This window comes from Streptomyces sp. NPDC006372, assembly GCF_040612515.1.
GTDB lineage: Bacteria > Actinomycetota > Actinomycetes > Streptomycetales > Streptomycetaceae > Streptomyces.
In genome coordinates, this window is record NZ_JBEXQJ010000008.1 from 76,789 (window position 1) to 103,118 (window position 26,330).

General features: G+C 73.2%; 24 protein-coding genes and 1 pseudogene. 13 read left to right on the forward strand and 12 right to left on the reverse strand.

The annotated features are described in order from the left end of the window. The first annotated feature begins 108 nt into the window (after positions 1-108). Positions 109-1,491, forward strand: a complete 1,383-nt coding sequence (locus ABZ016_RS15665; protein WP_356917151.1) for an MFS transporter — start codon at positions 109-111, stop codon at positions 1,489-1,491. 45 nt (positions 1,492-1,536) lie between these two features. Here the strand turns inward: ABZ016_RS15665 and ABZ016_RS15670 are convergent, their stop codons facing one another. The 4 genes from ABZ016_RS15670 to lnt all read right to left on the reverse strand — a co-directional run bounded on the left by ABZ016_RS15670 (position 1,537) and on the right by lnt (position 6,597). Then, positions 1,537-3,507 carry a GAF domain-containing protein gene (locus tag ABZ016_RS15670; RefSeq protein WP_356917152.1) on the reverse strand — a complete coding sequence of 657 codons (1,971 nt, stop codon included), beginning with the start codon at positions 3,505-3,507 and terminating at the stop codon, positions 1,537-1,539. A gap of 73 nt (positions 3,508-3,580) precedes the next feature. Continuing rightward, entirely contained in the window at positions 3,581-4,381 is an 801-nt protein-coding gene (locus ABZ016_RS15675; RefSeq protein WP_356917153.1) for a 3-hydroxybutyrate dehydrogenase, read from the reverse strand. A 54-nt stretch (positions 4,382-4,435) separates the two neighbouring features. After that, entirely contained in the window at positions 4,436-4,915 is a 480-nt protein-coding gene (locus ABZ016_RS15680) for an NUDIX domain-containing protein (protein ID WP_356917154.1), read from the reverse strand. 65 nt (positions 4,916-4,980) lie between these two features. Beyond that, positions 4,981-6,597 (reverse strand): apolipoprotein N-acyltransferase, encoded by a 1,617-nt coding sequence (gene lnt, locus ABZ016_RS15685; protein WP_356917155.1) that lies wholly within the window; start codon positions 6,595-6,597, stop codon positions 4,981-4,983. A 267-nt stretch (positions 6,598-6,864) separates the two neighbouring features. Between lnt and ABZ016_RS15690 the strand changes: the two genes are divergently transcribed. After that, a complete protein-coding gene (locus ABZ016_RS15690) occupies positions 6,865-7,938 on the forward strand; it encodes an O-antigen ligase family protein (protein WP_356917156.1) in 1,074 nt (357 codons plus the stop codon). Positions 7,939-7,974: 36 nt separating this feature from the next. On the opposite strand, the gene ABZ016_RS15695 is transcribed toward ABZ016_RS15690, so the two are convergent. Further along, the gene (locus ABZ016_RS15695; RefSeq protein WP_356917157.1) at positions 7,975-8,529 is read right to left on the reverse strand and encodes a hypothetical protein; all 555 of its coding nucleotides are present in this window, start codon (positions 8,527-8,529) and stop codon (positions 7,975-7,977) included. Positions 8,530-8,648: 119 nt separating this feature from the next. Then, entirely contained in the window at positions 8,649-9,434 is a 786-nt protein-coding gene (locus ABZ016_RS15700; RefSeq protein ID WP_356917158.1) for an aspartate/glutamate racemase family protein, read from the reverse strand. 39 nt (positions 9,435-9,473) lie between these two features. On the opposite strand from ABZ016_RS15700, the gene ABZ016_RS15705 reads away from it, so the two are divergent. Further along, positions 9,474-10,667, forward strand: coding sequence for a glycosyltransferase (locus tag ABZ016_RS15705; RefSeq protein WP_356917159.1), 1,194 nt, complete (start codon positions 9,474-9,476; stop codon positions 10,665-10,667). Between the two features lie 16 nt (positions 10,668-10,683). Here the strand turns inward: ABZ016_RS15705 and ABZ016_RS15710 are convergent, their stop codons facing one another. Beyond that, positions 10,684-11,955, reverse strand: coding sequence for a TerD family protein (locus ABZ016_RS15710; RefSeq protein WP_356917160.1), 1,272 nt, complete (start codon positions 11,953-11,955; stop codon positions 10,684-10,686). 296 nt (positions 11,956-12,251) lie between these two features. Between ABZ016_RS15710 and ABZ016_RS15715 the strand changes: the two genes are divergently transcribed. The 4 genes from ABZ016_RS15715 to ABZ016_RS15730 all read left to right on the forward strand — a co-directional run bounded on the left by ABZ016_RS15715 (position 12,252) and on the right by ABZ016_RS15730 (position 17,023). Further along, entirely contained in the window at positions 12,252-12,680 is a 429-nt protein-coding gene (locus ABZ016_RS15715) for a DUF6643 family protein (RefSeq protein WP_356917161.1), read from the forward strand. 44 nt (positions 12,681-12,724) lie between these two features. After that, a complete protein-coding gene (locus ABZ016_RS15720; RefSeq protein ID WP_356917162.1) occupies positions 12,725-13,555 on the forward strand; it encodes an MOSC N-terminal beta barrel domain-containing protein in 831 nt (276 codons plus the stop codon). A 198-nt stretch (positions 13,556-13,753) separates the two neighbouring features. Beyond that, positions 13,754-14,359 (forward strand): hypothetical protein, encoded by a 606-nt coding sequence (locus ABZ016_RS15725; protein ID WP_356917305.1) that lies wholly within the window; start codon positions 13,754-13,756, stop codon positions 14,357-14,359. Positions 14,360-14,587: 228 nt separating this feature from the next. Next, on the forward strand, positions 14,588-17,023 hold the full coding sequence (locus ABZ016_RS15730) for a right-handed parallel beta-helix repeat-containing protein (protein WP_356917163.1): 2,436 nt from the start codon (positions 14,588-14,590) through the stop codon (positions 17,021-17,023). A gap of 4 nt (positions 17,024-17,027) precedes the next feature. On the opposite strand, the gene ABZ016_RS15735 is transcribed toward ABZ016_RS15730, so the two are convergent. After that, a complete protein-coding gene (locus ABZ016_RS15735) occupies positions 17,028-19,373 on the reverse strand; it encodes a hypothetical protein (RefSeq protein ID WP_356917164.1) in 2,346 nt (781 codons plus the stop codon). 289 nt (positions 19,374-19,662) lie between these two features. Here ABZ016_RS15735 and ABZ016_RS15740 point away from each other — a divergent pair, with 289 nt between their 5' ends. After that, the gene (locus tag ABZ016_RS15740) at positions 19,663-20,493 is read left to right on the forward strand and encodes a DeoR/GlpR family DNA-binding transcription regulator (RefSeq protein ID WP_356917165.1); all 831 of its coding nucleotides are present in this window, start codon (positions 19,663-19,665) and stop codon (positions 20,491-20,493) included. A 97-nt stretch (positions 20,494-20,590) separates the two neighbouring features. Here the strand turns inward: ABZ016_RS15740 and ABZ016_RS15745 are convergent, their stop codons facing one another. Further along, entirely contained in the window at positions 20,591-21,715 is a 1,125-nt protein-coding gene (locus tag ABZ016_RS15745; RefSeq protein ID WP_356917166.1) for a PLP-dependent cysteine synthase family protein, read from the reverse strand. A gap of 354 nt (positions 21,716-22,069) precedes the next feature. On the opposite strand from ABZ016_RS15745, the gene ABZ016_RS15750 reads away from it, so the two are divergent. Both ABZ016_RS15750 and ABZ016_RS15755 read left to right on the forward strand, forming a co-directional pair. Beyond that, positions 22,070-22,393 (forward strand): hypothetical protein, encoded by a 324-nt coding sequence (locus ABZ016_RS15750; protein WP_345662070.1) that lies wholly within the window; start codon positions 22,070-22,072, stop codon positions 22,391-22,393. A gap of 183 nt (positions 22,394-22,576) precedes the next feature. Continuing rightward, positions 22,577-23,125 (forward strand): ATP-binding protein, encoded by a 549-nt coding sequence (locus ABZ016_RS15755; protein WP_356917167.1) that lies wholly within the window; start codon positions 22,577-22,579, stop codon positions 23,123-23,125. A gap of 56 nt (positions 23,126-23,181) precedes the next feature. Here ABZ016_RS15755 and ABZ016_RS15760 read toward each other — a convergent pair. Next, a pseudogene (locus ABZ016_RS15760) lies at positions 23,182-23,322 on the reverse strand (ABC transporter ATP-binding protein); the annotation flags it as partial. After that, positions 23,319-23,600, reverse strand: coding sequence for an SHOCT domain-containing protein (locus ABZ016_RS15765; protein ID WP_356917168.1), 282 nt, complete (start codon positions 23,598-23,600; stop codon positions 23,319-23,321). The gene ABZ016_RS15765 and the pseudogene ABZ016_RS15760, both read right to left, overlap by 4 nt. Positions 23,601-23,803: 203 nt before the next feature. On the opposite strand from ABZ016_RS15765, the gene ABZ016_RS15770 reads away from it, so the two are divergent. From ABZ016_RS15770 to ABZ016_RS15780, 3 genes are read left to right on the forward strand one after another with little or no spacing between them, the layout of a single operon-like run. Then, on the forward strand, positions 23,804-24,367 hold the full coding sequence (locus ABZ016_RS15770) for a TetR/AcrR family transcriptional regulator (protein WP_356917169.1): 564 nt from the start codon (positions 23,804-23,806) through the stop codon (positions 24,365-24,367). 10 nt (positions 24,368-24,377) lie between these two features. Next, positions 24,378-24,956 (forward strand): DUF4865 family protein, encoded by a 579-nt coding sequence (locus ABZ016_RS15775; protein WP_356917170.1) that lies wholly within the window; start codon positions 24,378-24,380, stop codon positions 24,954-24,956. Further along, positions 24,953-25,861: a phosphotriesterase gene (locus ABZ016_RS15780; protein ID WP_356917171.1), complete on the forward strand. Its 909-nt coding sequence runs from the start codon at positions 24,953-24,955 to the stop codon at positions 25,859-25,861. Before ABZ016_RS15775 ends, ABZ016_RS15780 begins: the two co-directional genes overlap by 4 nt. Positions 25,862-25,879: 18 nt before the next feature. Here the strand turns inward: ABZ016_RS15780 and ABZ016_RS15785 are convergent, their stop codons facing one another. Next, positions 25,880-26,302 carry a PPOX class F420-dependent oxidoreductase gene (locus ABZ016_RS15785; protein WP_356917172.1) on the reverse strand — a complete coding sequence of 141 codons (423 nt, stop codon included), beginning with the start codon at positions 26,300-26,302 and terminating at the stop codon, positions 25,880-25,882. Positions 26,303-26,330 lie beyond the last annotated feature (28 nt).

Here is a 26,330-nt window from a genome sequence, read left to right on the forward strand (position 1 = left end):
CACCCCGCCCCCGAACTATGTAGCCCCACCACATGTGCCCCTGACCTGCACGTTCCTACCGTGTGCACACACGTACCCGTCCCCACCGCACACGAGGAAGTGGCGCCCATGGCCTCCGCAGCAACCGCTCCCCCGCCCCAGGGCAACCTCAAGCGCATCGTCGCAGCCAGCCTCATCGGCACCACCATCGAGTGGTACGACTTCTTCCTCTACGGCTCCGCCGCCGCGCTCGTGTTCAACCAGCTGTTCTTCCCGGACTCCGACCCGCTCGTCGGGACGCTGCTGTCGTTCCTGACGTACGCGGTCGGATTCGCCGCCCGGCCCCTGGGTGCGCTGGTGTTCGGGCATTACGGAGACCGGCTCGGGCGCAAGAAGCTGCTGGTGCTGAGTCTGCTGATGATGGGCGGGGCGACCTTCGCGATCGGACTGCTGCCGACGCACGGGAGTATCGGCACGGCCGCGCCGGTCCTGCTCACCGTGCTCCGGCTGGTCCAGGGGTTCGCGCTGGGCGGTGAGTGGGGCGGTGCGGTGTTGCTGGTGTCGGAGCACGGGGACGCGCGGCGGCGCGGGTTCTGGGCCTCGTGGCCGCAGACCGGCGCGCCGGCGGGGCAGTTGCTGGCCACCGGTGTGCTGTCCCTGCTGACGGCCGTGCTGTCGGACGCCGCGTTCGGCAGCTGGGGCTGGCGGGTCCCCTTCCTGCTCTCCGGAGTGCTGGTGATCGTCGGTTTGTGGATTCGCCTGTCTGTCGATGAATCGCCTGTCTTCAAGCAGGCGTTGGCGCAGGCCGAGGCCCGCAGGGCGGACCAGGCCGGGGACGCGGAGAAGCTGCCGCTCGTCGCCGTGCTGCGGCACCACTGGCGTGACGTCCTGGTCGCGATGGGCGCACGGATGGCGGAGAACATCAGCTACTACGTCATCACCGCGTTCATCCTCGTCTACGCCACCACCTCGGCCGGTGTCTCCAAGCAGACGGCGCTCAACGCGGTGCTGGTCGCCTCAGCCGTGCACTTCGCGGTCATCCCGGCCTGGGGCGCGCTCTCCGACCGGATCGGACGCCGTCCCGTCTACCTGATCGGTGCCGTCGGCGTCGGGCTGTGGATGTTCCCGTTCTTCTCGCTGATCGACACCGGCGGCTTCGGCAGCCTGCTGCTCGCCGTCACGGTCGGGCTGGTGCTGCACGGCGCGATGTACGCGCCCCAGGCCGCGTTCTTCTCGGAGATGTTCGGCACCCGGATGCGCTACTCCGGTGCCTCGATCGGCGCCCAGTTCGCCTCGGTCGCGGCCGGCGCTCCGGCACCGCTGATCGCCACCGCGTTGCTGTCCGACTACGGCAGCTCCACGCCGATCGCCCTGTACGTCATCGCCGCCGCCGTGCTCACGGTGGTCGCGGTGGCGGCGGCCGAGGAGACCCGCAACCGGGACCTGGCCGACGTCGACCCTCCCGCCGACACGGACCCGACGACGTCCCCGGCGGACGCCCGCACCGTGTGAGGCGGCCCCGCACCGACCCCCGCGCGTCCGACGGGCGTTCGGGGGTCAGCGCTGTGCCGGTACCGACAACCGGTGCAGTCGCAGGGCGAGTTGGATCTCCAGGGCGCGGGCCGGGCTCTGCCAGTCGTCGCCGAGGAGCCGGCCGACGCGTTCGAGGCGCTGAGCCACCGTGTTCACATGGACGTGCAGTTCGTCCTTGGTGCGGGCGGGGCTCATGCCGCAGGCGAAGTACGCGTCGAGGGTGCGCAGCAGTTCGGTGCCGCGCCGGGCGTCGTACGCGACGACCTCGCCGATGGTGCGGTCGACGAAACCCGGGATGTCCCGGTCGCCGGCCAGGAGCAGTCCCAGGAAGCCGAAGTCCTCGGCGGCGGCCCCGTCCCCGGTGCGGCCGAGGAGCCGCAGGGCGTCGAGGCAGCGCCGGGCCTCCCCGTAGGCCGTGGCCACGGTGTCGGGGTGGGTGGCGAGGTCCTCGGTGGGTGCGGAGGCGCCGACGGTGACCGGGGCGTGGACCGCGGTGCCCAGATGCCGGGCGGCGCGGCGGGCCAGGTCGGTGGCGGTGTCGCGCGGGCCGAGGGGCAGCAGCAGGACCGTACCGCCGTCCCGGGCGGCGGCCAGGCCGTGCCGGGTGGCGGCGAGGTGGGACGCGGCGGCCGCCAGGCGTCTGCGGGCGTCCGCCTCCTGGTCGGCGTCGGCCGCGTCGCCCTCTAGGCGCGCGGCCAGCACCACATGGACGGCGTCGAGGTCGGCGTGCAGGCGGCTCGCTCGCTCGCGCAGCAGGCGCGGATCGTGGTCGCGGGCGTCCAGCAGGTCGTCCAGGAGTTCGCCGCGCACGCGCTGCTCGGCCTCGGCGGCGGACCGGCGGGCCAGGAGCAGCAGGGAGGTGACCATGGCGGCACGCTCCAGGGTGCGCTGGTCGACGGGGTCGAGCCCCGGTTGGCCGCGCAGCACGAGCGCGCCGAGCAGTTCGCCGCCGGCGGCGACGGCGGCGATCCAGTCGTCCTGGTGCCGCACCGCGTGCCCCTCCGCACGGGAGATCGTCAGGGCCTCGGCCGGTGCCGCGGGGGTCTCGGCGAACTCGACCGTCCCGTCGAGGACCTCGGAGACCGCGGCGGCCACGTCGTGGACCCCGCCGCCGCGCAGCACGAGTTCGGCGAGCCGGTCGTGCACGTCGGAGGCGCGCTCGATGACGCCACTGCGGTCCTGGATGATCTCGTTGGCCCGCTCCAGGCCGGCGAGGGCCGACCTGGTCTCGGCGAGCAGGTTGGCGGTGTCGATGGCCGCCGCGGCGAGGGCCGCGAAGGAGCCGAGCAGGGCGATCTGCTCCCGCTCGAAGACCCGGGCGCGGCGGTCCGCGGCGAACAGCACGCCGATGACGTGGTGCCCGAGCGTCAGCGGAACGCCGAGGATGGCGACGAGCCCTTCGTCGCGCACGCCCGTGTCGATGGTGAGGGTGTGCTGGAAGCGCTCGTCCTTGAAGTAGTCGTCGGTGACGTAGGGGCGTGCCGTCTGGGCGACCAGACCGCCGAGTCCCTCCCCCATGCCCAGCCGCAGCTGCTGGAACCGGGCCGCGACGGAACCCTCGGTGACCCGCATGTAGGTGTCGCCCCGGGCCGGGTCGTTCAGGCTGAGGTAGGCGACGTCCGTGCCCAGCAGCGACCGGGCGCGCTGGACGATCGCCTGGAGCACGGCGTCCAGGTCACGCAGCCCCGCGAGGTCGTGTGCGGTCTCGAACAGGGCGGACAGCTCGGCCTCGCGGCGGCGCCGTCCCTCCAGCTCGGAGCGCACGCGCAGGGCGAGCGGCTTGGCCTGCTCGAGCGCGGCGATCCACTCGGCCGAGCGTCCTTCGGCGCGCGCGAGCAGCACGGGCTGCTCGTAGGCCTCGGCGGACGCGCCGCGGGCCAGGAGCTCGAGATACGGCGTCCCGGCACCGGCCGGCGGCGCTTCGGCGGCGTCGGCCGACGGCACCTCGGCGGCGTCGGCCCGGCGCCCGGCTGACTGCACATGATCGCTGGACATGCTCACAGGATTCACCATGGCCGGGCCGTCGTGTCAGGCCTGTGGAAAACCTTCCGGTCGCGGGGCCCGCCGCTCAGTGGGCGGTCCAGCCGCCGTCGAGCACGAGCGAGGCGCCGGTCACGAAGGACGCCTGCTCGCCGCACAGATAGGCCACGGCCTCGGCGACCTCGTCCGGTTCGATGAGCCGTTTGACGGCGCTGTCCTTGAGGAGCACCTCCGTCAGGACGCGCTCCTCGGAGATGCCGTGCGCCCGCGCCTGGTCGGCGAGCTGCTTCTCCACCAGCGGGGTGCGCACATAGGCGGGGTTCACACAGTTCGAGGTGACACCGTGGGGTGCGCCTTCGAGGGCGGCGGTCTTGGACAGTCCCTCCAGGCCGTGTTTGGCCGCCACATAGGCCGACTTGTAGGCAGAGGCGCGCAGTCCGTGGACGGACGACACATTCACGATGCGGCCCCATCCCTGCCCGTACATGTGGGGCAGGGCGCCACGGATGAGCCGGAACGGCGCCTCCAGCATCACGGTGAGCACCGTGTGGAAGACGTCGGCCGGGAACTCCTCGATGGGCCGTACCAGCTGGAGTCCGGCGTTGTTGACGAGGACGTCGGTGCCCGCGGCGGCGTGTTCGGCGGCGTCCAGGTCGGTGAGGTCGAGGACGTGCGGCTCCACGGTGCCCGCGAGGCCGCGGCCCTGTTCGGCGAGCGCGTCCAGGCCCGCGGCGTCCCGGTCGACGGCTCTCACCTTCGCCCCGGCGGCCGCGAGCCGCAGCGCGCAGGAGCGGCCGATGCCGCCGGCGGCGCCGGTGACGAGCGCGGTGCGGCCGTCGAGGTCGAGCGGGGAGGCGTGGGGAGCCGGAAGGACACGGGGCGCGGTCATGCCTCGACCCTAGGGAGCACCTCGGCACCGCCCCATGTGGTCTTACCCCATAGTTCAGCTGGAGGTAGTGGGGTCGAACCATGTGGGGGCGTCCGACAGGGCCTGCTTGATCCGCAGCAGCCCGAACTCGTTCAGCTCGGGCAGGGCGTCGATGTCGAACCAGCCCACGTCGATCGACTCGTCGTCGTTGACCCGTGCCTCGCCGCCCACGGCCTGGCAGCGGATGGTGACGTCCATGTACTGGCAGGTGTCGCCGTTGTCGTACGTGACGGGGTCCAGCGCCTGGACGAGGACGATTCGTTCGGCGACGCAGCGCACGGCCGTCTCCTCGTAGACCTCCCGCACGGCGCAGGCCGCGGGCTGCTCACCCGGGTCCGGGATGCCTCCGATCACGGACCACCGGCGCGTGTCGGACCGGCGGTTGAGCAGCACTCTGCCCTCGTCGTCGAAGACGAGGGCGGTGACTCCGGGGAGCCAGAGCAGCTGGTGACCGGCCGAGGCGCGGAGGGTGCGGATGAAGTCTGGAGTAGCCATGGCGACGACCCTAACCGGCAGGTCGCGGTCCGGTGGGTTTCGGGCGGTGCGCTCCCGGCGTACGGCTACACGTCATCGGCGCGTCGTCCGCGCAGGCCGGCGCCGACGGCCCAGCCGAGTCCGCCGACCGCGACCAGCACGAGCGCGATCTCCGGCAGCACGCCCAGCCGCGTGGCCGGGGTCTGCGAGGACCGCAGCGGCACCTTCTGCACCAGCGAGTCGGCCACGAACATGCCGGTCTTCTGCGTGATCCTGCCGTCCGGCATGATGATCGCGCTGACGCCGCTGGTCACCGGCACGGTCACGGTCCGGCTGTGTTCGACCGCGCGGACCCGGGACATGGCGAGCTGCTGGTAGGTCATCTCGCTGCGGTCGAAGGTGGCGTTGTTGCTCGGCACGGAGATCATCTGGGCGCCGTCGGTGACCTCGGAGCGCACGGTCCAGTCGAACGCGGCCTCGTAGCAGGTGACGAGGCCGACCTTGGCGCCGTCCATGGTGAACACACCCGGCTCGGTGCCCCGGCTGAAGTCCTGGCGGACCATCGCCGTCCAGTTCTCGTTGATGGCGCCGATGAGCGAACGCAGCGGCAGGTACTCGCCGAACGGTTGGATCTGGCGCTTGTCGTAGGTGTCGACGGGGCCCTTCGCCGGGTCCCAGAGGATCTGCTCGTTGTACAGCTTGCCGTCCCGCTCGACGACGCCGCCGACCGAGATGGGTGCGCCTATGGCCTTGGCCGCCGCGTCGATCACGGCGCGTGCGTCGGGGTTGGCGAAGGGGTCGATGTCGGAGGAGTTCTCGGGCCACAGCACGAGGTCGGGCCGCGCCACCTTGCCTGCCCTGACCTTCGCGGCCAGGCGTTCGGTCTCGCGCGCGTGGTAGTCGAGTACGGCGCGCCGCTGGGAGTTGAAGTCGAGTCCCGCGCGCGGCACGTTGCCCTGGATCGCGGCGACGGTCACGCTGCCGTCCTCGGCCCGGTCGCTGACCAGCGGCCGGGCGGCGAGCGCCCCCAGAACGGGGACGCCCATGCTGAGCACGGCGACGGCTGCCGCCGCGGGCCGCACGACGCCGGTGGCGCGCCGCTCCAGACCGAGACGCAGGGCCTCGTACAGGCCGAAGCCGCACAGGACGACCGCGAAGCCGAGCACCGGGGTGCCGCCCACCGCGGCGAGCGGCAGGAACACACCGTCCGCCTGCCCGAACGCGACCTTCCCCCAGGGGAAGCCGTCGAACGGCACACGCGCGCGTGCCGCCTCGCCGGCGATCCACACGGCGGCCGCCCACACCGGCCCGCCGGGGAGCCTGGACACGACCGTGACACCCGCGCCGACCAGTGCGACGAAGACCGCCTCGATGGCCACCAGGGCGAGCCAGGGCCCGGGGCCGACCTCCACTCCGGTCCACACCAGCAACGGCAGCAGGAAGCCGAGCCCGAAGAGGTAGCCGAGGCCGAGCCCCGCCTTCCAGCCGCGGCCGCGCAGCACCCAGCCGAAGACGGCGAAGGCCGGCAGGGCCAGCCACCACAGGGTGCGCGGCGGGAAGCTGACGTAGAGGAGCAGGCCGGAGAGCGCGGCTGCGGCGGCCGGAACGAGGCGCTGGAGCCGCCGGGCCCAGGCCCGCGCCCCGGGCGCGACCCGCGGATCCAGCTGGTCCGGTTCGCCGACGGAGGTTGCGGTGACGGTCACTCCCGGAGTGTAAGGCGAGTGACCTTGACGCCGACAGCGCGGTCCACGGGGCTGCCCGGGACCTGCCCGCCTCCTTCTCGCGGGACGGCCCCGCCCCTCCCGGCAACAACGTTCCTGCTCATTTCGTCACGACACATCCACAAACCGCCCACCAGCGGCTACGGTGTGCCGAAGCCTCAGTCGTGCGGCCCGTGGCGGCCCGCCGGCCGGGGTCTTCACAGGTCGGGGGCGACGTGGTGCGCGGGGGGCGGGGTGGGTTCCAGAGGAATGACGTCTGCGTCCGGGCCGGACGCGGACGGTGAGAGACGAATCGTTTCCGATGCGGCCGGTGTGATGGTGCTGGGGGCGTGCGCCGGCTGGTCCCTGATCACGGCGGCCGCGCACGGCGGACGGCCGGAGGGAGTACTCCTCGCGGTGCTGGCCGTGGCGGCCGGCTACGCCGCCGGGCGGATCGGCGGGGCGCTGCTGCCGGTGGGCGCGCCCCTCGCCGGGGCGCTGGCCGGTGCCGGGGTGACGGTGGCCGTACCGCACCTCGCTCCGGGCCCGCAGATCACCACGCCTCTGGGGCATGCCGGAGCCACGGCTGCCGTGCTGACGCTGTCGGCCGGTGCCGCCTGCTGCGCGGCCTGGGCCGCTTCCGTCCCGGCCGTGCGGCTCGCCCTGCGGGGGCTGGCCGCCGGGACCGCGGTGCTGGCCGCGGTGCTCGGCTCGACCAGCGGGTGTGCCGGCTGCCTGGCGGTGCTGGTGTGCTCGCTGGCCGCCGGCCGCACCCGGCACCGAGGAGCCGCTCTCGCCGTCATGGCCGCGGTCGCCGCCCTGGTGACCGGTCTGACCTGTGCGGTCGCCGCGCGGACCGTACCGGGCGGGCCCGTGGCCGCGCTGGAGGGGCGACTGACCCCGCACCGCGTGGAACTGTGGCGGGATGCCTGGCACCTGATGCGCGGCGACGCCGCCCTGGGGGTCGGCCCGGGGCGCTTCGGAGAGCTGAGCGCGACGTCCGCCGAGTCACTGCTCTCCGACGGCAAGCCCCACTCGGCACCCCTTCAGCAGGCGGCCGAGCAGGGCGTCATCGGCGTGGTCCTCCTGGCGGCGGCCTTCGGGTGGGTGCTGTACGCGCTGTGGCGCGGCCCGCGTCCGACACCGGTGGTACTCACAGCGGGCGCGGCCCTGACGGCGCTCGCGGCCATCGCCGCGCTCGGCAACGCGCTGAGCTTCGCCACGGTGTCGGTGGGGGCGGGCCTGCTGGCGGGCATGGCCACGGCTCGCCCGCTCGCCGACGAACCACCGGACCAGGTGCCGGAGACCCGCCCTCGGAGCGCCGGACGCACTCCCGCCCGGTGATACGCCCGGGTCCGTCCGATCGCGGCCTCGGGCGGCTCAGTGCGCGGGGGCGCCCGGCTCCGCGGGACCCAGCCGCGACTCGATCACCCGCACGGCCGCCTCCGCGTCGTCCACGGTGACCGTGAACGTGTGCCCGTCCCACAGCTCCAGCACGACGCCCTCACCTCGTCGTACGACCACCGCGGTGCCCTTCTCGGGCCGCCACCGGTAGCCCCAGCCGCCCCAGTGGCGCGGGGTGACGTGCGAGGTGTACGTGGCGCCCGCCACGTGGGAGAGCGGGATACGGCGCCGGGGCAGTCCGATGTGGCCGCAGCGCACCTCCAGGTGCTTCTCGTCGACCTTCAGGGCGACGTGCACGAAGGCGAGCGTTCCGAAGAGGACCAGCAGCCCGGCGGCGATGCACCCGACGACGGCCATGACGAGGGGGGCGGTGCCGGACGTCCACGCCGAGTCGACGGCCAGCTCGACGCCCAGCGCCATGCAGGCGGCGCCGATGAGCGCCAGCAGCCACTGGACCCGGTTGGTGGCCCGGCCGGTCCAGACGACGGGCGGCTGGTGGGAGGCGTTCTCGCCGTGGCGGTGGTCCCTCATGCGTATGAGGTTACTCAGGTTTCGCTCCGCTGGTACCTCGTGGCGGAGCGTGACCGGCCCCGCTACGCCCGGGAACCGCCTCCACCGGCTGGACGGCCGCCGGTGACCTGTGTGTGCGTTCAGCCGGCCGGCGTGACCGCCTGGAGCAGCCGCCCCTCGTCGTACGCCAGGGCGGGGGCGGGCAGGGTGCCCTCGCGTCCGCTCAGAAGCACGGTCAGGGTGCCGAGGGGGGTGGCCCACGGCGCGGGCTGCTCGCCGAGCCGGCGCAGGGCCTGGGCGGCCACGGCGCCCGCGGAGCCGTGCAGCACGAGGGGCGGCCGGCCGGGGCGCCGGACTGCGGTCCGGATGCGCTCGGCCACGAGTTCGTAGTGGGTGCAGCCCAGGACGACGGTGGTCACCTCGTCGGGGGTCAGGGCGGCGGCCGCTGAGACAGCGGCGTCGATCGCCGCCTCGTCGGCGTGCTCGACGGCCTCGGCGAGGCCCCAGCAGGGCACCTCGGTGACGGGCACCCCGTCGGCGAAGTCGCGGATCAGGGTGCGCTGGTAGGTGCTGCCGGTGGTGGCCGGGGTGGCCCAGATGGCGAGGGGCCCGCCGCCTGCCGCGGCCGGCTTGATCGCCGGGACGGTGCCGATGACCGGGAGGTCCGGTTCGAAGCGGGCGCGCAGGGCGGTGAGCGCGTGCACGGTCGCGGTGTTGCAGCCGACGATCAGGGCATCGGGGCGGCGCGCGGCGGCGGCCTCGGCGACGGCAAGGGCGCGCTCGGTCAGGTCCTGCGGGGTCCTCGGGCCCCACGGCATTCCGTCGGGGTCCAGGGAGAGCACGAGATCGGCGTCGGGGCGCAGCCGCCGAACCGCGGCGGTGGCCGCCAGCAGACCGATTCCGGAGTCCATGAGCGCGATCTTCACCCGATCACGATAGACGATGAGCCGTCCCGGCCCGGCCCTGTGGGGCAGACTGCGCCCGTGAGCGCCGTTGTGTGGACTGCCGCTGGATCGCTTCTCGCCTGGCTGTGGCTGCTGCTCTGTCAGGGCTTCTTCTGGCGCACGGATGTGCGACTGCCGCCGCGTGGGGAGCCGGACGTGTGGCCGTCCGTGTGCGTCGTCGTCCCGGCACGCGACGAGGCGCCGCTGCTGCCCGCCGCACTGCCGTCGCTGCTCCGGCAGGACTATCCGGGACGGGCGGAGATCTTCCTCGTCGACGACGGCAGTTCGGACGGCACCGGTGACCTGGCGCGCGAACTGGCGCGCCGGCACGGCGGGCTGCCGCTGACCGTGGGCTCGCCCGGCGAGCCGCCCGCGGGCTGGACCGGCAAGCTGTGGGCGGTGCGACACGGCATCGGGCTGGCACGCGAGCGCGACCCCGAGTACCTGCTGCTGACGGACGCCGACATCGCGCACGCGCCGGACAGCCTGCGGGAACTGGTGGCCGCGGCCCGTGCCGGCGGATTCGACATCGTCTCCCAGATGGCCCGGCTGCGAGTGGAGAGCACCTGGGAGCGGTTCGTCGTACCGGCCTTCGTCTACTTCTTCGCCCAGCTCTACCCCTTCCGCCGGATCGGCGGAGTGGGGACGCGGACGGCGGCGGCGGCCGGGGGCTGCGTCCTGCTGCGGGCGGAGGCCGCCGAGCGGGCTCGGATCCCGGACACGATCCGGCACGCCGTGATCGACGACGTAGCGCTCGCGCGGGCCGTCAAGGGGAGCGGCGGTCGCGTGTGGCTGGGACTCGCCGACCGGGTGGACAGTGTGCGGCCGTATCCGCGACTGCGTGACCTGTGGCGGATGGTGTCGCGCAGCGCGTACGCCCAGCTGCGGCACAATCCGCTGCTGCTCGCCGGGACGGTCGCGGGGCTGGCGCTGGTGTATCTGGTGCCGCCCGCGGCCCTGACGGCCGGCCTGGTGACGGGGAACACGGCGGCAGCGGTCACCGGCGGGGCGGCCTGGCTCGTGATGACGGGGACGTACGTCCCGATGGTCCGCTACTACCGGCAGCCGCTGTGGCTCGCTCCCCTGCTGCCGTTCACCGCGTTCCTCTACCTCCTCATGACGGTCGATTCCGCGGTGCAGCACTACCGGGGGCGGGGGGCGGCCTGGAAGGGCCGCACCTACGCGCGCCCTGACGCGGTGCCCGACGAGGGCTGACGGCCTCCGACGGGAGTCACTTCCTGCCGGGGGTCCAGTTCATGCCCCACCCGTAGGCGTGGTCGACGGTCCGCTGCGGGCTCACGCCGCGCTCGGGCACCAGGTAGCGGGCCTCGCGCTGGACGACCAGGTCGCCGCCGGTGTTGGTGATCAGGGCGAGCGCGCACACGGGAGAGGGGACGGTGCACTCGTCGAGGGAGAACTCGACCGGGGCGCCGTGCTGCGGCTGGAGGGTGACGGTGGCGTTCAGGTCGGCGAAGGAACGGGCGCCCTCGTAGATGGTGACGAAGACGAGGATGCGCCGGAGGGCGTTTGTGTGGTCGAGATTGACGGTGAGGTTCTCGCCGCTCGCCACGGAACCCGTGCGGTCGTCGCCGTCGAGGTGGATGTACGGAGGCCGGTGCAGCGCCCCGAAGGCGTTGCCGAGGGCCTGGACGACGCCCTTGCTGCCGTCGGTGAGTTCGTACAGCGCGCACAGGTCGAGGTCGAGGTCGGAGTGCATCGCGGCCGGACGGCCGAACTTGCTGCTCCAGCCCGAGAACTGCTTGCGCACCTGCCAGTTGAGGTTCACGTGCAGGGCGCCGGAGGTGCCGCCCTGCTTGGTCAGCGACACCGAGGGGGCCGCCTTGGTGAGCGTCACCTTGGTGAGGCGGACGGGTGCGGGCGGCGCCGCCGGGGGCGCGACGGGCGGAGGCGGCACCGGAGCAACGGCCGGTGCAGGAGCCGGGACCGGCGCAGGGACCGGTGCGGGAGCCGGAGCCGCACGCTGTGGCTCGTCCACGGTGATGCCGTACTCGGTGGCCAGGCCTTCCAGTCCGCTGCTGTAGCCCTGTCCGACGGCGCGGAACTTCCAGGCGCCCTGGCGGCGGTAGAACTCGCCCAGCACGAAAGCGGTTTCGACGGTCGCGCCCGGGTTGTCGAAGCGGGCCACCGGGCTGCCCTGGGCAGCGTCCCGCACCTCGATGCAGAGGTCAGGGAGCTGACCGAAGGTGCCGCCGTCGGCGGAGGCGGCGAGGACGACCGTCTCGATCGCGGGCTCCACGCGGGCGAGGTCGACGAGGAGCGTGTCGGTCACCCGGCCGTCGGTGGTGCGCTTGCCCTCGTGCCGGATCGCGCCGGAGGAGTGCGCGGGCTGGTTGTAGAAGACGAAGTCCGCGTCGGAGCGCACCTTTCCGCCGACCAGCAGCAAAGCGGAGGCGTCGGCGTCGGGCACGCCGGGTCCGGTACGCCAGCCCAATTCCACCCGCAGCGCCGTAGTCGACACCGGAGTGTTTGAACCTTTCAGCATTTGCATGTCCGCCCCCATTGCGTGGCACCTCACCGGGCACATCCCGGCCGTCCGACGAGTTCCGTTCGCACAACTTATTCCTCCCCGCGGCGAACTCCCATGCGCGGCGCCGCCGAGACCCGCGGCCAACCGCTGGTAACCCGCCCGGAACTCGGCCTTTACACGATCAGCGCCCTGCTTGGCGCCCTTTTTTGCCGAGTTCGCTCGCATTGGGGATCCCCGGTCACTGCGGGAACGGAAAACAACCCTCTTATCGGTCTCCCCAACCAGCACATCGTGGGCTTAACTTATGTGCCATGACCTCCCCCCGCTCCACCTTCGGCGGCGGATACTACTCCGCCTCCTTCCCGGACACCCCGATCTACGACAGGCTCGTCGCCGAGCGGGGCACCCCGCAGATCGCCCCGATCCGGGTCCCCGCTCAGTACGACACACCGGGCAGCAGCCTGCCGGCCCTCCCGTCGGCGCTCCCCGCCCTGCCGGCCGCACCGTCCCAGCCCGCCTACGGCTATCCGCAGACGCAGCAGCCCGCACCGCTCCAGCAGGCGCCCGCGGCGTACATCCCGCAGCAGGCGACCGCGCCGCGCGGCTATCCCGGCCCGCAGCCGCAGCAGCCGCGCCCGGCGGCGCCCGCGGGCTACGAGGCGATGCGCCCCGCGGCTTCCCGGCCCGCCCCGGCCCCCTATCAGGAGCCGTACAACAACCAGCAGTACCGCGGTTACTGAGCCGCCTCCCGGGGGCCGTCGGTGCCGACTGGCACGATGGCCCCATGGGGAACGCACACCTGCACTCGATCCACCTCCACCCGGTCAAGGCGGTCCGGGGCCTGACGCCCCGGGAGGCCGCCGTGGAGCCCTGGGGGCTGGCCGGTGACCGGCGCTGGGTGCTGATCGACGACGGGGGAAAGGTCCTCACGCAACGCCGGCAGCCGTGCCTCGCGTCGGCCGCCGCCGAGCTCCTGCCCGGTGGCGGTGTCCGGCTGTCCGCGCCCGGCATGGAGCCGCTGACGGTGCCCGTGCCCCGGCCGCTGGGCACGGTGCCGGTGGAGATCTTGCGCGACAAGGTCGAAGGGGTCCCGGCCGAAGACGACGCCGCGCACGCCTGGTTCAGCTCCTGGCTCGGCATCGGCGTGCGTCTGGTGCACATGGACGACCCGGCCACGCGCCGGCCCGTCGACCCGGAGTACGCGCGGCCCGGCGATACCGTCTCCTTCGCCGACGGCTTTCCCCTGCTGCTCACCACGACGGCCTCGCTCGACGCTCTCAACACCCTGATCGCGCGGGGTGACCACGCGGACGAGGGCCCGCTGCCCATGAACCGTTTCCGGCCCAACGTGGTGGTCGCGGGCACCACCGCCTGGGCGGAGGACGACTGGTCGCGCGTCGCCGTCGGAGAAGTGACGTTCCGCGTCGCCAAGCCCTGCGGACGGTGTGTGGTGACCACGACCGACCAGAGCTCGGGCGAGCGCGGCCGCGAACCCCTGCACAGCCTGGGACGGCACCGCCGGATCGGCGGAAAACCGGTCTTCGGCCAGAACCTGGTACCCCTGTCCCGGGGCACGATCCGCGTCGGGGACCCGGTCCGGATCCTCGACCGGTAGCCCACGGCTTCGACGGCCGGGCGGGAGCACTCCCGCCAGGGCGCGGGAACCGGGCCGGGTGCCCGGGCGTTGGACTTGTGTGAGAAATTCGTGAGAGCCGCCGGAGAGAGGTGAGGTGATGTCGCTCTCTCTTCGCCGGTTCGACGCGTACACGGCTCCGTCGGGGGTTATCACGGAGCGGGGAAGGGGGTGCAGGCAGTGCGAGCGATCAGCGGACTCTGGCGCTGGCGGCGCAATCCGCTGTGCCGGGCGACCGATCGGGCCGAGGCGTGGGTGGCGCTGGCCGCCCTGATGCTGATCCTCCTGGCCGCCCCGGTGGCAGGCTTCCTCGTCGGGGGCGCCGCGCAGGACGCCCTGCAGAGTTCCGTCCGCGCTCAGCACGAGTCCCGGCACCTGGTGACGGCCACCGTGGTGCGCAAGCTGGACCGTTCGCCCCTGGACGCCGACCCGGAAACCTCCACGGGCAGGGATCTGCGCAACCGCGTCCTCGCCGACTGGACCGCTCCGGACGGCACCGCGCACCACGGACCGGTCCTGGCGGGCCTCAAGGACCCGCGGCCGGGCGACAAGTTCCACATATGGGCCGACCGGCACGGCCGGATGGTGGCCCGCCCACTCGACTCCGCGACGGCGTCGACGCACGCGGTCCTCGCCGGGCTCGGCGCGGCGCTGGCGGCCGGAGGTCTCGTCGAGGGCGGCAGGAGGCTGATCGTCTGGCGCATGGTCCGCCGCCGGTACGCCCGTTGGGACCAGGCGTGGGACAAGGCGGGCCCGGACTGGGGCAGGACGGGCGCCGGCAGCTGACAGCCTTCCGGCTCTGGTCAACCCATCCCCCGCGCGCACGCTACGGTGGTCCGGCCGAACTGTTCGGCACAACCCGCGCGCGAGCGAGCAGGAGGGGCGCGCCGGTGGCGAGCCCGTGTGCGCGCGAGACCCGAAGGGGCCGGGCGCGGTCGTGGCCCTGGCATCGGCAGGCGCATCCCGAGGGCGAACGAGCCATCAGTACGACCGAGGTGGGGGCACAGCTACACCATGGCACAGGGCACGGTCCAGGTGACGCACAGCGGCACGTCGCGGTGGCGGCGCCGCACGGGTGAGTACGCATCGCTCGGTGCCGCCCTGGAGGCCGCGGCCGACGGAGACGTCCTCACGGTCGCCCCCGGTACGTACCGGGAGAACCTCGTCGTGCAGCGGGCGGTCACCCTGCGCGGCCCCGACGGTTCCCCCGGCTCGGTGCGGATCGCGCCCGTGGACGGGGTGCCACTGACGGTGCGCGCCTCGGCGGTCGTCCAGGACCTGCACGTGGAGGGCCAGGACGCGGCCGCTCCGGCCGTGCTGGTGGAGGAGGGCACTCCGGAACTGACCAACCTACGGGTCGTCACGCGGTCGGCGGCCGGGATCGAGGTGCGGGGCAGCGCCCGGCCCACGGTCCGTCGTTGCGCCGTCGACAATCCGGCGGGTGTCGGCATCGCCGTGCTCGACGGTGCGGGCGGGGTGTTCGAGGAGTGCGAGGTCGTCGCGGCCGGGCAGTCCGGGGTTGCCGTCCGGGGCGGTGCCCATCCCCGGCTGGAGCGCTGCCGGGTGCACCACACGTCCGGCTCGGGCCTGTCGGCGACCGGGGAGAACTCGGCACTGGAGGCCGTGGGCTGCGAGGTCTACGAGGTCCGGGGCAGCGGCGTCCAGGTCACCGGCCGGGCCACCGCGCACCTCACCGACTGCGATGTGCACCGCACCACGGCCGACGGTGTCACGCTCGACACGGACGCCGTGCTGACGCTCGCCGACTGCCGTATCCACGACATCCCGGAGAACGCGGTCGACCTGCGCTCCCGCTCGGTGCTCACGCTGACCCGCACCACGGTGCGGCAGTTCGGGCGCAACGGCCTGTCGGTGTGGGACCCGGGCACGCGCGTGGACGCCAACCAGTGCGAGATCTTCGACAGCACGGGCGACTACCCGGCGGTCTGGGTGAGCGACGGGGCCACCGCCGTGCTCGACTCGTGCCGGGTGCACGACGTGCCGGACGCCCTGTTCGTCCTCGACCGCGGCTCGCGCGCGGACGTCGTCGACAGCGACCTGTCGCAGGTGCGCAACACGGCCGTGTCGGTGAGCGACGGGGCCACCGCGCAGCTCGACGACTGCCGGATCCGGGACGCGGCGACCGGCGCCTGGTTCCGCGACCACGGCAGCGGCGGCACCCTCAGCAACTGCGCGCTGGACGGCACCCAGACCGGCGTGATCGTCACCAAGGGCGCCGACCCCACGGTGGAGCGCTGCACGATCGACTCACCGGCGGAAGCCGGGGTCTACGTCTCGGCCGGTGGCCGCGGCAGCTTCCAGAACTGCCGGGTGACGGGCAGCGGCGGCTACGGCTTCCATGTGATCGACGGCAGCCGTACGACGCTGCGGAAGTGCCGCACGGAGCGGTGCGCCCGCGGCGGTTACGAGTTCGCGGACAGCGGTGCGGACGCGTCGTCCGGGGCGGGTCCCCTCGTCGAGGACTGCACCAGTGACGAGAGCACGGGGCTCCGGGCGCCCGCACCACAGGAGACGGCCGTGCAGACGGCGAGCCACTCCCCCGGCCTGCTGGGTGCGCTGCCGGGACCGCGGACCGAGGCCGAGCCCCCCGCCCCGGCCGTGGAGCCCGAGCAGCCCGCCCGCACCTCCAAGGACGTCCTCGGTGAACTGGACGCGCTGGTGGGCCTGGAGAGCGTCAAGCGCGAGGTGCGTGCCCTCACCGACATGATCGAGGTCGGCCGGCGTCGGCAGCAGGCGGGCCTGAAGGCGGCGTCGGTCAAGCGGCACCTGGTCTTCACCGGCTCCCCCGGTACCGGCAAGACGACGGTCGCGCGGCTGTACGGCGAGATCCTCGCCTCTCTCGGTGTCCTGGAGAAGGGCCACCTGGTCGAGGTGTCCCGCGTCGACCTGGTCGGCGAGCACATCGGCTCGACCGCGATCCGCACCCAGGAGGCCTTCGAGAAGGCGCGTGGCGGTGTGCTGTTCATCGACGAGGCGTACGCGCTGTCCCCCGAGGACGCCGGCCGCGACTTCGGCAAGGAGGCCATCGACACGCTGGTGAAGCTGATGGAGGACCACCGGGACGCCGTCGTGGTGATCGTGGCCGGCTACACGGCCGAGATGGAACGCTTCCTGTCGGTCAACCCGGGCGTGGCGTCCCGGTTCTCACGGACCATCACCTTCAGCGACTACGGCCCGGAGGATCTCCTGCGGATCGTGGAGCAGCAGGCCGAGGAGCACGAGTACCGGCTGGCACCCGGCGCGGCCGAGGCCCTGGGGAAGTACTTCACGGAGATCCCCAAGGGCCCGGCGTTCGGCAACGGCCGCACCGCGCGGCAGACCTTCGAGGCGATGGTGGAGCGGCACGCGAGCCGGGTCGCCCAGATCGCCGAGCCGAGCACGGACGACCTGACGCTGCTCTACTCCGAGGACCTGCCCGAGCTGCCCTGAGCCCCTATGCGGCGGGCGGCTCGGGCTCGTCGCGAGGTGCCGGCAGATCCGGCCGCAGCCGGGCCAGCAGCTTGCGGCGTTCCTCGGCGAAGGCCGGGTCGGCCTGGTAGTCGGAGTGGCCGAGGATCGGCGCGGGCAGCGGGTGCAGGCCGGTGCGGCCGTAGGCGAGGGGGTCCATCAACGGCATGTGGTCGACGCCGAGATCGCGGTCGCCGGGCAGGCGTACCGGGCCGCCGATGGGGTCGGTCAGCCGGTACAGGTTGCGCCAGCAGTCGACCTCCCGGTGCAGGGAGCCGAGCGCGGCGGGGCCGAAGTGCGCCGGGAACCAGCGTCCGTAGAGGCGCTCCAGCGGTGAGCCGTAGGTCAGCAGCGCGACGCGTCTGCGGGTGGACGGGGCGAGTTGCCAGGCGGCCGCGGCGGCGAGCACGCTGCCCTGTGAGTGCCCGGAGATGACCAGGCGGCCGCCGGTGGCCCGGGTCCAGGTCGCGATCCGCCAGGTCAGGTCGGGCACGGCGCGCTCGGCGTAGCAGGGCGGGGCGAAGGGGTGGGCGGCACGCGGCCAGAAGGTGCCGACGTCCCACAGGATGCCGATGGTGCGGCGCGCGGCCGCGTCCTTGTAGGCGCGTCTTCCGCAGGTGACGAAGAGTATGAAGCCGAGGCCGATCAGCCAGGAGCCGAGGGCCTGGGCGGTCTCCGCGGTGCCGTGCACGACGGGGGACGCGCCCCGCGCCGCCTCGCCCGGTGTCTCGTCGGTGGTCAGGGCGCCCACGAGGGCACCGGCGCCGAGCAGCAGGGTCACGCCGGAGGTGACGGCGACGACGCGGGGTCCTCGGTCGGTGAGCGCGGCCATCGCACGGGCGTAGGCGATACGCCGGGTGCGGGCGCGGTCCTGTGCCTCGTCCGGGTAGTCGCGTGTCACGGCCTCGCGCTCGGCGCGGGCGAGCTGCCAGGCGCGGTGGGCGAGCCAGCCGAAGAGCACCAGGAGCACCACGATCAGGGGCGGGATCACGGACGCCTGCCAGGTCAGCAGGACCGGCGGGCCGTCGATCGACGTGCCGGTGCCGTCCAGCCAGTCGGAGACGCGCTGGGACACGCCGCCCGACATCACACCGCCGAGGGCGCAGGCCAGCATCGCGACGGCCGGTCCGCCGAGGCCCCGCAGCACGGACCGGCGGTCCGGGTCGGTGCGGTGCAGGACGTGGGCGACGGCGGCCAGGACGATCACGAGCAGGCCCTGCACGAGGACGACACCGCCGAAGGTCGCATCGCCGGGCAGCCGCCCCGACGACTCCCATCCGGGGCGCTCCCACGCGGCGTACAGCAGGGAAAGGGCCAGCAGCGCCAGCGCGGCGAGTGGCAGGCGCCGTACGAAACGTTCGTCGAGTCGCCGGTCGAGGCGTTTCTCGCTGCGCCCGCGGCGGCACACCACCCACACCACGGCGACCGCGCAGGCCGCCAGCGCTGCCTCCAGGAGCAGGCCCAGGGTGTTCAGTACGGCGGGGCCGCCGGGCCGGCGGTCGTGGCGGGCGGCGGCGCCGGCGACCGCGGCGGCGACCGTGACCAGTCCGGCGGCGGTGTGCGCGGCGCGCAGCCGGGCGACCAGCCGCCGTCCGTACCAGAAGCCCGGCCGGCCCAGTGCGGTCGGGCCGCCGCCCTCCTCGGGCTCGGGGTCGCGGGCCAGCGGCTGCTGGGACTCGTAGTCGCTCCAGGTGCGCCGGGACAGGTACCACAGCAGACCGGTCAGGGCGGCGGGGACGAACGAGGCGAGTGCGAGCCTGCGGCCGGGGCTGCTCCACCAGCCGCCGTCCGAGACGGTGGGCGAGAGGAAGCCCAGCCAGGAGTGGCGGTCGGCGCACGCGCGGGTGCCCGCGCACTGCCAGGCCACGAGGTCGAGGGCGACCTCACAGGCCGCCGCGACGAGCAGCACCGTCAGGGTGAGCCCCGCGAGCCGTACCAGGAGGCCGTACAGGCGCACGGTGCGACGGCGGCCCCGGGCGCAGGGGCGCATCCAGTGGGCGAGGTTGACCACCATGAACGGCAGAAGCAACAGCCACAGGGCGCGGGTGCCGTTGCCGGAGGTGAGATTGCACCAGACGTAGGCCTCGGGCACCGGCCCGTCGCGGCGGTGGGCGGCGGGGCTGGTCTCCGCGTCGACGTCGTCGGCGCGGCGGAAGACGGCCGCGATGCCGTCGCCGGTGATCCGCACCGTGCGCGGATCGTTGAGCATCTCCTGCGGCGTGGTGCCGCCCACGCCGTGGACGAGGAGTTCCAGGGCGGTCCCGGTCTCACCGGGCCGCGGGGCCGGTCTGTCCGGCCCTCCGGCCGGCGCGTGTTCCTGCGCACGTTCCACTGATTCGCACTTCCCCCGTGACACGCCGTCGGCTCTGTCCGTGCGGGCACAAGGATCTCCACTTCTGGGGTGCCGCACACCTCCTGTCACGGAATCTCCCCGATCTGTGATGAAGCGGGGCGGCAGATGAGCCCTGAGTGACGTGTGCGCGACGAGCAGTCGGTGCCGCCGTCCCCTCCACGACATGCAAGGATGGGACGTCCGCGCACCGGAGACGGGAAGAATGTCCCAGTCGGGAGGGTGTGCGGAGCTTGTCGGACGGTATTGAGGCGAAAGGACCGGAGCGTACGTGAGCGAGAATCAGAACCTCCTCGCGGAGCAGCGGCGATCCCTGATCCTCGACGAGGTGCGCCGCCGGGGCGGGGTCCGGGTCAACGAGCTGACCCGCAAGCTCGGCGTGTCGGACATGACGGTCCGCCGCGACCTCGACGCGCTCGCCCGCCAGGGCGTGCTGGAGAAGGTGCACGGCGGCGCGGTGCCGGTGGTCGAGGCCAGTACGCACGAACCGGGCTTCGAGGCCAAGTCGGGCCTGGAGCTGACCGCCAAGGAGGACATCGCCCGGGCCGCGGCCAAGCTGGTCGCGCCGGGAGCGGCGATCGCCCTGTCCGGCGGTACGACGACGTTCGCGCTGGCGCACCAGCTGCTCGACGTGCCGGACCTGACGGTGGTCACCAACTCGGTGCGGGTGGCCGACGTGTTCCACGCGGCACAGCGCACCTCGGGCCCCCGGCAGGGCGCCGCCACGGTCGTGCTGACCGGTGGTGTGCGCACGCCGTCCGACTCGCTGGTGGGACCGGTCGCCGACCAGGCCATCGCCGCGCTCCACTTCGACCTGCTGTTCCTCGGAGTGCACGGCATATCGGTCGAGGCCGGCCTGTCTACGCCGAACCTCGCGGAGGCCGAGACGAACCGGCGGCTGGTGCAGTCTGCCCGGCGGGTGGTGGTGGTCGCCGACCACACCAAGTGGGGCAAGGTCGGCCTGAGTTCGTTCGCCGCCCTGGAGCGGATCGACACGCTCGTGACGGACGCCGGTCTGCCGGACGAGGCGCGCGGTGTGGTCACGGAGCATCTGCGGCGGCTGGTGGTGGCCGGGGAGCCCGAGGAGGAGGCGGACATCTGACGGTGCGCCGGCTGGGTTGACTCCTGCGGTCACCGCCCGCTCCTGCCCAGGAGGGTCCCTGGTGCGAGATTGACGGCCGGGGCCTCGCAGCCCGGTCTCAGTCGGGCCAGACGCCCGTGTCCAGCAGCGAGTCGATCGCCGCCGTGTACGGCTCGATGTCCAGTCCCTGGGCGGCCAGCCAGGTGTCCGAGTAGTACTTGTCGAGGTACCGGTCCCCCGGGTCGCACAGCAGGGTCACGACGCTGCCCTGCCGTCCCTCGCCCACCATCTCCGCGACGATCTTCAGCGCGCTCCACAGGCCCGTGCCGGTCGAACCGCCCGCCTTGCGGCCGATGGCGCGCTCCAGTGCCCGTACGGCGGCGACGCTGGCCGCGTCGGGCACCTTCATCATCCGGTCGATCGCCCCGGGCACGAAGCTGGGTTCCATGCGGGGCCGGCCGATGCCCTCGATACGGGAACCGCAGTCGCAGGTGACGTCGGGGTCGCCGGTGGTCCAGCCCTCGAAGAAACACGAGTTCTCGGGGTCGGCCACACAGACGCGGGTGTCGTACTGCATGTAGTGGACGTAGCGCGCGAGGGTCGCGGAGGTGCCGCCGGTGCCCGCCGTGGCGACGATCCACGCCGGCTCGGGGAACCGCTCCAGGCGCAGCTGCCGGAAGATGGACTCGGCGATGTTGTTGTTGCCGCGCCAGTCCGTGGCCCGTTCGGCGTAGGTGAACTGGTCCATGTAGTGGCCGCCGGTCTCGGCCGCGAGACGGGCCGACTCCTCGTACATCGTGCGGGGGTCGTCCACGAAGTGGCACCGGCCGGAGTGGAACTCGATGAGGCGGATCTTCTCCGCGCTCGTGGTGCGCGGCATGACGGCGATGAAGGGAACGCCGATGAGCTTCGCGAAGTACGCCTCGGAGACGGCCGTCGAGCCGCTGGAGGCCTCGATCACGGGTCTGTCCGGCCGGATCCAGCCATTGCACAGGCCGTACAGGAAGAGGGAGCGGGCGAGCCGGTGCTTGAGGCTGCCGGTGGGATGGGTCGACTCGTCCTTGAGGTACAGGTCGATGCCCCACCGCTCCGGCAGGGGGAACTGGAGCAGGTGCGTGTCCGCCGAGCGGTTGGCGTCGGCCTGGACCCTGCGGACGGCTTCTTTCAGCCACGCACGGTAAGCGGTGTCACTGTGGTCGACGTCGAGGGTCACGCCGGTCCAAGTCTGCTGGGGAGTGCTCACGGGGGGCTCCTAACGCTGCGCGCCGACAACGGGGCGCGCGGCCGACACCCCGATCATATGCACCTTCCACACGCTTCTCACCTGCATAAACGCAGCTTTGAGCCCCCCAAAGCGCCCCCTGGGGCAGGACCCGGGGCAAGGGGGCGCGCGGTCCCGGGGGGGCACATGCGCCTGTGCTCCGGGCGCCCCCCGGAGAGGGGGTCGCGTGCACTGGTGCTCGACGAGGGGTGAGGGCAGACTGCATCGCGGGACGCAGGCCCCGGACGGGGGCACACTGGATCAGGACACGAGCCTGTACCGGGCATCGCGGGGAGCGCGGGCCGGTGCACCGACGCGCACAAGGGGGCGGGTGGCATGGCGGAGCCGGAGTTCAGGGCCACGGGCGTGCGGATCGGGAAGCGGCTGCGTTCGCTCACCCGGGCCGGACAGGTCCGGATCAGCGACGGCCGGCTCGAGCTGCTGACCAGTTACGGCAGTGAGATCGACAGCGCGCCGGTGCAGGCGGTGCGCGCCTCCAAGCCCTGGTTCGGCCCCGAGGACCGGGCCACGGCGGATCTCAACGGCAAGCGGTACCTGCTCACCCTGGGCGACCACGACCCCGCTCCGGGCGAGCCGGGGCCGCCGGCCGCGCGGCGCTTCATCGAGGCCGTGCGCCGGGCGGCGGGGCGTGGCGACTGAGATGTCCGCGAGTTGCGGTACCCCACCCCCTGCGTCACTCTGGTCTCACGTCACTCTGGGTTTACCGGCGATAACGCTGCGAACCAGCCCGCCGGCCACGACAGCGGGCGGCAGTGCCACGAAGGCGCCCTGCTGGATCCGAACTCCGTGTTCTTCCGGACCTCACGTCGGGGAGTCGCAGCCGTGATCAGCTACCCAAGCAGACACTGCACGGTGGAGCTCCAAGCCCTGCCGTCGCGGATCGGCCAGGTCCGCAGAATCGTATCTGCGCAGTTGCGCTACTGGCATCTGGACGCCCTGATCGACCGGGCCTCGCTCGGCGTGACCGAGCTTCTGGCCAACGTCCACCGGCATGCCCAGCCCGACAAGACGTGCACCGTGGAGATAGAGCTGCTGCTCGACCGGCTCACGGTGTCGGTACGCGACCATGACCCGCGGATGCCCGTGGTGGAGGATCCCCAGGACATCGCGCCGCTCGCGACCTGCGGGCGCGGGCTCGCGATGGTGGCCGCCATGAGCGAGAGCTGGGGTGTCCGGCCGGACGGCGAGTCCGGCAAGGTCGTCTGGTTCACGCTCCCGACATCCGCCCCCGCGGTCGCGGCACCGCCCCGCCGGGCACGGCGCGCGGTCCAGGAGAAGCCCGTGCGCAGGTTCGCCGTCGCCGAGGTCGCGCACGCCGCCGACGGACTCCGGCCCGAACATGCTCCCGCCCGGTCCGCCGTTGCCGGTTGACCGGGCGGTGACCACTCTTCCCTCCCCGTGGTGGGCGCCCGGCGTCGTCACTCCGTGGCGGTGAAGCGGCCTGCCGGGAAGGCCGGGGACACTCCGTCGAGGGCGTGTTCGGCGGTGTCGGCGGCGCCGTACACCTTCACCGCGTCGACGACCCGGGCGGCGGGCCGTGTGGCCGTCGGGGCGGTCGTCGTGGTCATGCCGCACCGCCCTTGCGGCCGAACTCCTCGTTCAGCACGGACAGCCGGCGCCAGTACTCGTCCTCGTCGATCTCGCCGGAGGCGAAGCGGTGGCCGAGCACGGTGATGGGAGAGTCGTTCCCGGCCGTCGGCCGCTGCCAGGGACCGCCGCGGCGTCCGCGCCACACCGTGCGGCGCAGCAGTGCGATGCCGCCGCCGATGACCAGGGCCCAGATCACCGGGAAGAGCAGGATCCACGGCCCGGGGCCGCCGTCGCCGAAGTTCGCCAGGGTCTGCATGTCGTCCAACTCCTCGGATGCGATGCCGCGGTGATGCGGTGCCGCGATGTCCTGTGTGTCGCTTCCGAGAGTCGTCCCGTGAGGGGGCCCGGGTCGTCGTACGGCCAGCGGCACCGTGCGTACCTCGTGGGGAGTAGGCGGGCGGTCCGCGGCTGCTTCCCCGAGGCTCGACTTCTGTAACTACTGGTATGTACAGTGAGCACATGAGCACCTCGGAGCGGTTGATCGAGTCCACCCGCGAGCTGCTGTGGGAGCGCGGCTACGTGGGCACGAGCCCCAAGGCGATCCTGGAGCGCGCGGACGCCGGGCAGGGCAGCATGTACCACCACTTCAAGGGCAAGCCCGACCTGGCGCTGGCCGCGATCCGGCGGACCGCCGAGGAGATGCGGGCCACCGCCGCGGGAGTACTCGACGGCCCGGGCACGCCCTTCGAGCGCATCGAGGCGTATCTGCGGCGCGAGCGGGACGTACTGCGGGGCTGCCCCGTCGGACGGCTGACCATGGACCCGGACGTCATCGCCAGCGCCGAACTGCGCGCACCGGTCGACGAGACGCTCGACTGGCTCCGGGGCCGGCTCGCCGGGATCGTCGAGGAGGGCAAGGAGCAGGGTCAGTTCGCGCCCTCGCTGGACGGCGAGGAGATCGCGGCGGCGGTCGTCGCGACCGTCCAGGGGGGATACGTCCTCGCCCGCGCCTGCGGCTCCCCGGCCGCGTTCGACGCCGGGGTGCGGGGCCTGCTGTCCTTGCTGGCACCCCGCACCGCCTGAGGAGACGTCGATGCATGCCATGCAGTACGAAGTCACCCTGCCCGCCGACTACGACATGGGTGTCGTCCGCCACCGTGTCGCCCGGCTGGGGCATCTGCTCGACGACTGGGACGGGCTCGGGCTCAAGGCCTATCTGATGCGCGAGCACGGCCGGCGCGGCTCGCCGGTCAACCAGTACGCGCCCTTCTACCTGTGGAACACCGTCGACGGCATGAACGCCTTCCTCTGGGGCGGCGGTTTCCAGGGTCTGAGCGACGACTTCGGGCGGCCGTCCGCGCGGCAGTGGACGGGACTCGCGTACGAGGAAGGGACCGGTTCACACGCGCGGTTCGCGGTGCGGCGGCGCCAACCCGTGGCGGAGTCGGGGCCGTTGGCCGAGACGGCGGAGGAAGCGGTGCGCGAGGCCCGGCGGCTGGCCGCGCAGGACGGTGCCCTGCTCGCCGCGGCCGCCGTCGACACGAGCCGCTGGGAGCTGGTGCACTTCTCCCTCTGGGAGCAGGACCGGCCCGAGGCCGACGGCGACGTGTTCGAGGTGCTGCACCTGTCGGCGCCGGGCCGGGACCGGCTGCCCCGGGGACGCCGGTGGTGAGCGCGGTCCGGACGGTACTGGGGGACGTGCCGCCCGGGGACCTGGGCGTGTGTGACGCCCATGACCACCTGTTCTTCGGCAGTCCCCGGCTGCCCGGCCAGGAGCTGCGCAGCGTGGCGGCGGCACGGGCGGAGCTGGTCGCGTTCGGGGAGCAGGGCGGGCAGGCGGTGGTGCAGTGGACGCCGTACGGGCTCGGGCGGCGGGCCGCCGACCTGCCGCCGCTGTCCCGGGAGACCGGCGTGCACGTGGTGGCCGCGACCGGTCTGCATCAGGCAGTGCACTACGACGAGGACACGCTCGCCGGGCTGCGGGGCCGCCTCGCCGAGGTGTTCGTCTCCGAACTCACCACGGGCATCGGGGTGTCGGGGGTGCGGGCGGGTCTGGTGAAGGTCGCGGGCGGTTTCCACGGCCTGGACGCGCACGCCCGCTGGACCATGACGGCGGCGGCCGAGGCGCATCACGCCACGGGAGCGAGCATCGCCGTGCACCTGGAACTGGGCACCGGCGCGCTGGACGTACTGGACCTGCTGTGCGAGGAGTTGGGGGTGCCGCCGCACCGGGTGGTGCTCGGGCACCTGAACCGCTCCCCCGACCTCGTGGTGCACCGGCAGGCCGCGGAGTCCGGCTGCTATCTGGCCTTCGACGGGCCGTCACAGGCGAACCACGCCACGGACTGGCGGATGCCGGACGCCGTACGGGCGCTCGCCGACGCCGGGTTCGGCGACCGGCTGCTGCTGGGCGCGGACACCACGACGGCCGCCGCCCGCTCGGTGAGCGGCGGCCCCGGGATGCCGTACCTGCTGCGCCGGGTGCGTCCGCGCCTCGTCCACGCCGTCGGCGAGGACCTGGTGGGGCGCGTCCTCACGGAGAACCCCGGCCGGGCGTTCGCCGTGGAGTGGCACTGACCGGCGTGGTCGGCGGCCTCAGCCGCCTGCCTGGTCGCTGTCCTTCAGCGCACCCCAGCCGTGCCAGCGGTCCACCTCGACCCACGCGCTGACCCGGGGGCGGTCGCGGTCCGGGTAGGGCTTGCCGATGTAGTGCCGGGCGAGGAGATCGATGTCGGCCAGGTCCTCGTCGTCGTACATCTCGGTGACACGGCCGATGAGGGTGACGTGGGTGTACCAGTCGTCACCGGCGAGGACGGTGAGCGTCACGCGCGGGTCGCGGCGCAGGTGCTTCAGGCGGACGCGGCCCCCGTCGAGGTTGATCAGCACCCGGCCGTCCTTCCACGCGTACCAGGTGGCGGTGGAGACCGGTGCGCCGTCGGAGCGCAGGGTGGCCATGACGCAGGGGTTGGGCCGGCTGAGCAGGGCGTCGGCCTCGGGCGGCAGCGGCGGCTTGGACATGAGGTGAACCTCCAGGTGATCAGGCGGA

What these genes read in the sequence shown, in the direction of transcription:
- ABZ016_RS15665 (WP_356917151.1), top strand. Translation starts at nt 109, where the DNA reads ATGGCCTCCGCAGCAACCGCTCCCCCGCCCCAGGGCAACCTCAAGCGC.
- ABZ016_RS15670 (WP_356917152.1), bottom strand. Translation starts at nt 3,507, where the DNA reads ATGTCCAGCGATCATGTGCAGTCAGCCGGGCGCCGGGCCGACGCCGCC.
- ABZ016_RS15675 (WP_356917153.1), bottom strand. Translation starts at nt 4,381, where the DNA reads ATGACCGCGCCCCGTGTCCTTCCGGCTCCCCACGCCTCCCCGCTCGAC.
- ABZ016_RS15680 (WP_356917154.1), bottom strand. Translation starts at nt 4,915, where the DNA reads ATGGCTACTCCAGACTTCATCCGCACCCTCCGCGCCTCGGCCGGTCAC.
- ABZ016_RS15690 (WP_356917156.1), top strand. Translation starts at nt 6,865, where the DNA reads ATGACGTCTGCGTCCGGGCCGGACGCGGACGGTGAGAGACGAATCGTT.
- ABZ016_RS15695 (WP_356917157.1), bottom strand. Translation starts at nt 8,529, where the DNA reads ATGAGGGACCACCGCCACGGCGAGAACGCCTCCCACCAGCCGCCCGTC.
- ABZ016_RS15710 (WP_356917160.1), bottom strand. Translation starts at nt 11,955, where the DNA reads ATGCTGAAAGGTTCAAACACTCCGGTGTCGACTACGGCGCTGCGGGTG.
- ABZ016_RS15715 (WP_356917161.1), top strand. Translation starts at nt 12,252, where the DNA reads ATGACCTCCCCCCGCTCCACCTTCGGCGGCGGATACTACTCCGCCTCC.
- ABZ016_RS15720 (WP_356917162.1), top strand. Translation starts at nt 12,725, where the DNA reads ATGGGGAACGCACACCTGCACTCGATCCACCTCCACCCGGTCAAGGCG.
- ABZ016_RS15730 (WP_356917163.1), top strand. Translation starts at nt 14,588, where the DNA reads ATGGCACAGGGCACGGTCCAGGTGACGCACAGCGGCACGTCGCGGTGG.
- ABZ016_RS15750 (WP_345662070.1), top strand. Translation starts at nt 22,070, where the DNA reads ATGGCGGAGCCGGAGTTCAGGGCCACGGGCGTGCGGATCGGGAAGCGG.
- ABZ016_RS15765 (WP_356917168.1), bottom strand. Translation starts at nt 23,600, where the DNA reads ATGCAGACCCTGGCGAACTTCGGCGACGGCGGCCCCGGGCCGTGGATC.
- ABZ016_RS15770 (WP_356917169.1), top strand. Translation starts at nt 23,804, where the DNA reads ATGAGCACCTCGGAGCGGTTGATCGAGTCCACCCGCGAGCTGCTGTGG.
- ABZ016_RS15775 (WP_356917170.1), top strand. Translation starts at nt 24,378, where the DNA reads ATGCATGCCATGCAGTACGAAGTCACCCTGCCCGCCGACTACGACATG.
- ABZ016_RS15785 (WP_356917172.1), bottom strand. Translation starts at nt 26,302, where the DNA reads ATGTCCAAGCCGCCGCTGCCGCCCGAGGCCGACGCCCTGCTCAGCCGG.